Annotated in this window: 7 protein-coding genes and 1 tRNA gene; 5 read left to right on the top strand and 3 right to left on the bottom strand. The window is 62.1% G+C overall.

Translation table 11 applies throughout. The features are described from left to right. A partial coding sequence (locus tag AC1MEK_RS28375; protein ID WP_480399569.1) for a hypothetical protein occupies positions 1-297 on the top strand: 297 nt, incomplete at its 5' end. Here AC1MEK_RS28375 and AC1MEK_RS28370 read toward each other — a convergent pair. Next, positions 277-2334 carry a methyl-accepting chemotaxis protein gene (locus AC1MEK_RS28370; protein ID WP_480399568.1) on the bottom strand — a complete coding sequence of 686 codons (2058 nt, stop codon included), beginning with the start codon at positions 2332-2334 and terminating at the stop codon, positions 277-279. The two genes, AC1MEK_RS28375 and AC1MEK_RS28370, sit on opposite strands and share 21 nt — an antisense overlap. 414 nt (positions 2335-2748) lie before the next feature. On the opposite strand from AC1MEK_RS28370, the gene AC1MEK_RS28365 reads away from it, so the two are divergent. The 3 genes from AC1MEK_RS28365 (at position 2749) to AC1MEK_RS28355 (ending at position 4102) form a co-directional block, all read left to right on the top strand. After that, positions 2749-2825, top strand: a tRNA-Met gene (locus AC1MEK_RS28365). Between the two features lie 141 nt (positions 2826-2966). Beyond that, positions 2967-3314, top strand: a complete 348-nt coding sequence (locus tag AC1MEK_RS28360) for a bacteriocin (RefSeq protein ID WP_480399567.1) — start codon at positions 2967-2969, stop codon at positions 3312-3314. Between the two features lie 83 nt (positions 3315-3397). Beyond that, positions 3398-4102 carry a hypothetical protein gene (locus AC1MEK_RS28355; protein ID WP_480399566.1) on the top strand — a complete coding sequence of 235 codons (705 nt, stop codon included), beginning with the start codon at positions 3398-3400 and terminating at the stop codon, positions 4100-4102. Between the two features lie 41 nt (positions 4103-4143). On the opposite strand, the gene AC1MEK_RS28350 is transcribed toward AC1MEK_RS28355, so the two are convergent. Both AC1MEK_RS28350 and AC1MEK_RS28345 read right to left on the bottom strand, forming a co-directional pair. Then, a complete protein-coding gene (locus AC1MEK_RS28350; RefSeq protein WP_480399565.1) occupies positions 4144-4425 on the bottom strand; it encodes a type II toxin-antitoxin system RelE family toxin in 282 nt (93 codons plus the stop codon). Next, complete coding sequence (locus AC1MEK_RS28345) at positions 4415-4660, bottom strand: type II toxin-antitoxin system Phd/YefM family antitoxin (protein WP_480399564.1); 246 nt, start codon at positions 4658-4660, stop codon at positions 4415-4417. Before AC1MEK_RS28345 ends, AC1MEK_RS28350 begins: the two co-directional genes overlap by 11 nt. A gap of 184 nt (positions 4661-4844) precedes the next feature. On the opposite strand from AC1MEK_RS28345, the gene AC1MEK_RS28340 reads away from it, so the two are divergent. After that, complete coding sequence (locus AC1MEK_RS28340; protein ID WP_480399563.1) at positions 4845-6425, top strand: aldehyde dehydrogenase (NADP(+)); 1581 nt, start codon at positions 4845-4847, stop codon at positions 6423-6425. The last annotated feature ends 38 nt before the right edge of the window (positions 6426-6463 follow it).

The raw sequence follows: 6463 nt of genomic DNA, 5'->3' as shown, positions 1-6463 counted from the left end.
CGATGTTCCGTGGGCCCGGCGCGAATGGGCCATCCATGGCCCCGCGCCTCGCGCGGCATCCTGCCGCTTGGCCCACTCCACATCGCCTGCGTTCAGCCTGCACCCAAGTCGCGATTTGTGGTGTCTGGACTTGCGCGCATGAAGATCAAAATCAAAAGCCAGATCAAGAGCGCGAGAGCGATGGCCTTCGTAGCAGCACGGCTTGCCGGCGGGTGCGATCTTGAGGGCGTCTCCGCCGGCAAGCCGTGCTGCTACAAGGTGTTCACAGACACGTGGTTAACCGAGGTTGAACCGTGAGGTGTTGTCGCTCAATGCCCGGCTGCCTTTGCTCAGGGTATCGGCGGCGTGGTTGACCGCTCGTGCGCCGTCGAGCAAGCGTCCGGCCGCCTGGTCCACCTGCTGGATATTGCCGCTGACTTCATCGGCGGTGGCGGCCTGTTCTTCAACGGCGGTCGCGATCTGCGCCAAGGTATCGGTGACCAATTGCACCGCACTGGCGATTTCGCCCAGGCGCTCACCCAGACCGGTGACCGACTGCGCATCGGTCACCGCCTGGCCGCAGGCGGCTTCCATCAAGCTCACTGCCTGGCTCACCGTGGCCCGCAGGCTGTCGACGGTGCCGGCAATCTGTGCGGTCGAAGCCTGGGTGCGTTGCGACAGGCTGCGAACCTCATCGGCCACCACCGCAAAACCGCGCCCCTGTTCGCCCGCCCGCGCCGCTTCGATCGCGGCGTTGAGCGCCAGCAGGTTGGTCTGCTCGGCGATCCCGCGAATGCTGTCGACCACCGACTGAATCTGCTGCCCCTGCTCGCTGACCTTGCCCAGCGCGTCGGCCGTCTCGGTGAGTTTCTGATTGAGCTGCTGGATGCTGGCCGTGGTGCGCTGGCTGTCGCGGCTGCTGTCCTGAGCGATCTGCCGGGTCTGCTGCGCGCTGCCCGAGGCCTCTTCGCAACTCTTGGCAACGCCCATGGACGTGGCCGCCAGTTGCGTGGCGGCTGCGGCGATCTGGCTGATCTGTTGCTGCTGATCTTCCACTTCGCTGAGCGTGCTGCCGGACTGCGAATTGAGCGTCTGCACCGCCGCACCCAGCTGCTGGGTCTCGTGGTTGACGCCCAGCAGGCTGCTGCGCAACTGAACCACCGCCACGTTGAGCGCGGTGCTGATGGCGGCCAGTTCATCGCGGCCTTCGACAGCCACTTCGACACACAGATTGCCGTCGCGCAGCGACTCGGCCAGGGTCGTAATGCCGCTGGCGCTGCGGCGAATCGACGTCTGCAGGCACATGAACAGATACAGCGCGGCCAGCGCCAGAATGCCGAACACCGCCGCGACCGGGATGAACTGGCGAATCGCCTGGTCGTGGTAGTGATCCAGACGGCTGTCCAGCGATTGCAGCGACTGATTGCGCAGTGCGGCCAGCGCCTGCAGCGTGCTGTCGACACTGCGCTCGAAGGCGGCCGTGTCCAGCTTGATGGTGCCGGCGAAGACGCCGTCGTCCAGCACTTTGAGTTCGCTGTCCAGACGCTGGAGGCTGTCGGTGTATTGCCGGCTCCAGTCTTCCATGCCCGGATAGGCCTTGGCTTGCAGCGACGACCCGGCCTTCACCAGTTGATCGCGGGCATCGCCGATGCGACTGCGCAGGTCGCGCATCTGCAGGCGGCTTTGCAGCGAGAACTGCCCCGAGGCCACCGACGACTGGCCGATGCTGGCCGTGCGCGCCACGCGCTCGATCAGGTCGGGCGCCTGTTGCGTCGCCACTTGCATGAGCTGATAGGTTTCCAGCCACGGGTCGAGAATCAGGCCGGAGTCCATGGCGATCTGTTCGCGCAGGCTTTGCAGCGCCGTCAGTGCCGCCGTGAAGCGGTCATAGCCATCGGGCCACCAGCCCACGGTGCGCAGCGCGCTGGAATCCATGCCGGTCACCGCCGATTGCAGCGCCTGATAGCGCGCCAGGGTGTCAGCCCCGGCCTTGTGGGCCTTGAGTTGCTCGCCGAGGGTCGCGAGCGTCTGATTCAGTACAGGGACGGCGGCATCCAGCGCGGCCATGGCGGCTTTGGCGGCGGGCGTCGGGTCATGCAGGATATCGGCGGCTTTCCAGCGAGAGGCCAGGTTGCGCTGGGCCGTCAGCTGGTCATCCAGTGCGTTGAGCGCCAGCAATTGACGGGCGCCGGATTGCTCGCCGGAAATCACCGCCAGCTTGTTGCGGTAATCCTGGCCGATCATCCACAGGCTGCCCACCAGCGGCAGCATGAACAGCAAGAAAAGCACCTGAAACTTGCGTGCGAACCCCAGGCGTCCGAGCAGACGGATACCGGGCGACAGAAGACTTTGCATGTCCGACCACTCCTCACGGACAACCCGCTACCGCAGCTTGTGACCACGACAGGCGTTGCCTCTCATTGTTACCGGCAAAATGCCATGTCTTTGTTTCAATAACGATCACCGCCCGTCTGCTGTGGCGCAGGCGGGTCTGGCGGCGGATGAACAGTATTGGACAGATAGCAAGAATCGGACCGATAGCACCAAGCCATCTAAATAGGAGCGCGCTCGATTGCGGTGCAAGTGGCGTGCGCCAAAGTGGGGCGAAAGCACTCAGAATGCCCCAAGAGGTTGTCACCGCAGTGACGCGGCAGAAGGCGTCCGGCACGAGACCGGCGACGGAAAAACCTAAGCAATTGATCGTACGAATAAATTTTTTGAACAGACGCTTGACACATCCACTGTCTCAGCGAATAATGCGCGCCACTTGGCTACATAGCTCAGTTGGTTAGAGCATAGCATTCATAATGCTGGGGTCCGGGGTTCAAGTCCCTGTGTAGCCACCAAGTACCTCAACAAAGCCCGCCTCGTGCGGGCTTTGTTGTTTCTGGCTGTCTGATCCGCGCATCGTTTTGTGGATCAAGCTGGCCCAGAGCCTCTACGGCACCTCCCCATAATCCGCTCCCTATCTTTCCGAGGTCGAGTTCATGCGTTTCACAATTCCTGCACTGGTTCTAGGTCTTCTGGTTTCCCAAGGCGCAATGGCCGGTAGCGGCACCAATGCTGCGCTGGGTGGCGGTCTGGGCGGCGCGCTGGGTAACGTCGTTGGCCAGCAACTGGGCGGCAGCAACGGTGCGGCCATTGGCGCAGGCGTCGCGGGCGCGGCCGGTGGCGCAGTCGCTGCCAAGAAGGGCCACAAGACTCGCGCAGCGGTCGGCGGCGGTCTGGGCGGCGCGGCGGGCTCGATCATCGGCAACAAGCTGGGCGGCAGCACCGGCAGCACCATCGGCGCAGGCCTGGGCGGCGCGGCGGGTGGTGCACTCGGCGGTAAATAACTTACCCTGCCAGTCCTTCGAGTCGCGAGACGCCATAGGCCGTCTCGCATCTCGAACCCCGTCAATGAAGCAATGGATGTTCAATGTCTGATTTCCAAACCGACGTAGCAGTGCCTGCCCTCTCCGCCAAGCAGGCTTACGAAGACGCCATCAATCTTTCACAGCACGTGCCCCAGGCCAAGACCATCAGCGAGATGGTGCTCGATGCCTTTCAGAGCGCCAAGGAAAGCGATCAGATTCGTGAACTTCGCGCTGCGATCCGTCAGGCCCATGACCGTTTCGACGACGACCAGGCCTACGAGCTGATGGGCCAGCTCAAGCAACTCAAGGACGCCGAAGCCGCCGACATGGCTGCACTGGAAGACCTGAGCACGAAATTCCCGATCAGCCGCATTCTGTCCAGCTACAAGGACGACCCGGCGTTTCAGGAACTGGTCTACAGCCTGGCGTTGAAGGTGCTGAACCAGACCCATCAGGCCGTCAGCAACCCGAGCGGCGGCAAGAGCAAGGCGTCGCGCCCGAAGAAAGAAGCCGAAGTGTTCGTCATCAGCAAGGACGGCATCAGCGTCACCCTGCCCCTGCGCACCCCGCGCTCGAAAGCCAACGTCGACCGCGAGGCGTTCGAGTTCCTGGGCTTCTCCTTCACAGGCGAAGGTGACGAGGCAGAGCTGCAAAGCGAAGTCTTCACCGACAAGGACGGCAATGAACAGCCTGCCACGCGCAAGAACATCGTGACGGCGATTGCCCAGCAGACTGCGTTTGAAGGGTATAGCGCGGTTCAGCAGTAGATTTTCACGTGTTGAATGCTGCCGATTCGCCTGCGCAGCATTCAACGTTTCTTCGCAACATCATAGACATCACCACGCTCGCGCTTTCCGACCGCGACAACCGTCACGACAATACGCTGATCTTCCACGCGATAGACCAGCCGGTACCCCGCGCTACGTAATTTGATCTTGTAGTGATCCGGCATACCGTGAAGAGCATCGGCGGCCACTCTAGGCAACTCCAACCGGGCAATGAGCTTTTTCTTCATCTGCTCGCGCAAGGTGGCACCCAACTTTTCCCACTCTTTTAACGCCGATGGCAGAAATTCGAGCTTATAAGTCATCAAGGCTTACCGACACCGGCACTTCGTGCGCTCGAGACTTGATCAGCTCGGCCAGATCCAGATCATCAAGCCGCTCCATCATGGCTTCGAACACCTCGGTCGGCACCATATAGCCCATGACCTTATTGTGATTGAGCACAGCAACCGGCAAACCATGCCCTCCCCGCAGTACCGCTGACGGATTTTTCTTCAGCTCGGATACGCTCACAGCCACATCAGCCAAAACGCTTTGCATAATAAAGCCCTCAAAATAGGTCGATATTTTGGTCCGTTTAAAACGTCATCACAACCCCGAAAATGCTGCCTTCGATACCTTGATGCGGCGCGAAGTCTCCGTGATGTACCCTCACCGCACCCCACAACAATGCAACACAAAGCACCCACAATAACCATCGAGTAAAACAACGGGAGGTGTAGCCATGCAGATTCTTGGTGAAACGATCATCGGCCAGCGCAATGTTCGCGGTCAGGGTGGCGAGGTGTTTGCGCTGGCGGCCGCCACTGGCGAGCAGTTGGCTCCGGTCTTTGGCGCCAGCACGACAGGCAATGTCCATGCCGCCTGTGAACTGGCTGAAGCGGCGTTCGATCCGTACCGCCAACTGAGCGACGAGCAGCGCGCGACCTTCCTCGACGCGATTGCCCAAGGGCTGCTGGATCTGGGCGACACGCTGATCGAGCGCGTTCATGTGGAAAGCGGTCTGCCCAAGCCACGCCTTGAAGGTGAGCGGATGCGCACGGTCAATCAGCTCAAGTTGTTCGCCAGCCTGCTGCGCGACGGTCGCTGGCATGGCGCGGTGCTGGACAGCGCGCTGCCTGATCGTCAGCCGCTGCCCCGCGCCGATTTGCGCCAGCGGCGCATCGGTATTGGCCCGGTCGCGGTGTTCGGCGCCAGCAACTTCCCGTTGGCGTTCTCGGTTGCAGGTGGCGACACCGCATCGGCGCTGGCCGCCGGATGCCCGGTCATCGTCAAAGCGCACCCGGCGCATCTGGGCACCAGCGAACTGGTGGGTCGGGTCATCCAGAAGGCCGCTGCCGATACCGGCATGCCCGAAGGCGTGTTCTCGTTGCTGATCGACAAGGATATTTCCGTCGGCCAGGCGCTGGTCAGTCATCCACGGATTCAGGCGGTGGGTTTCACAGGTTCGCGGCGCGGCGGCCTGGCACTGGTTGCCGCCGCACAGGCGCGTCCCGTACCGATTCCTGTGTATGCGGAGATGAGCAGCATCAATCCGGTGTTCCTGCTGCCCGCTGCACTGGCCAATCGCGCTGAAACCATCGCGCAAGGCTTTGCCGATTCGCTGGTGCTCGGTGCCGGGCAGTTCTGCACCAACCCGGGCATTTTGCTGGCGCTCGAGAGCGATGCACTGGAGCGCTTCGTCTCGGCAACGGCCCGCGCGCTGAGTGAGAAAACTCCGACCACCATGCTGACGCCGAACATTCACGGCGCCTACTGCAATGGCCTGAACAATCTGCACAAAGCGGCGGGTGTGACGCTGGTTGCCGAAGGCCGCGAAGCCGAAGGTTCATTCCAGGCGCGCGCCGCGTTCTTCCGCACTGACTCGGCGACCTTCCTCGCCAACCCGGCACTGGAAGACGAAAACTTCGGGCCGAGTGCACTGCTGATCGTGTGCAAGGACGTCGCGGATCTGCAACGTGTCGCGGCGAAGTTCGACGGCCAGTTGACGGTCACGCTTCACTATGAAGAAGGCGATCAGGCGATTGCCCAGGCGCTGATGCCGATACTCGAACGCAAGGCCGGGCGAATTCTGTTCAATGATTTTCCGACCGGGGTCGAGGTGAGCTATTCGATGGTCCACGGCGGCCCGTTCCCGGCGACATCGGACAGCCGCAGCACCTCGGTGGGCGCCACCGCCATCGATCGTTTCCTGCGGCCGGTGTGCTACCAGAACGTGCCGGACTCACTGCTGCCGCCTGCGCTGCAACAGAGCAATCCGCTGCACACCTGGCGCCTGGTGGATGGGCAACTGGTCAAGGATTGACCCGTTTTTCATCTGTAGCAACACGGCTTGCCGGCTGT

The organism is Pseudomonas sp. 2, from assembly GCF_056627435.1.
Note: the sequence above shows the minus strand (reverse complement) of the source record. Positions and strands in the feature narration are given on the sequence as shown.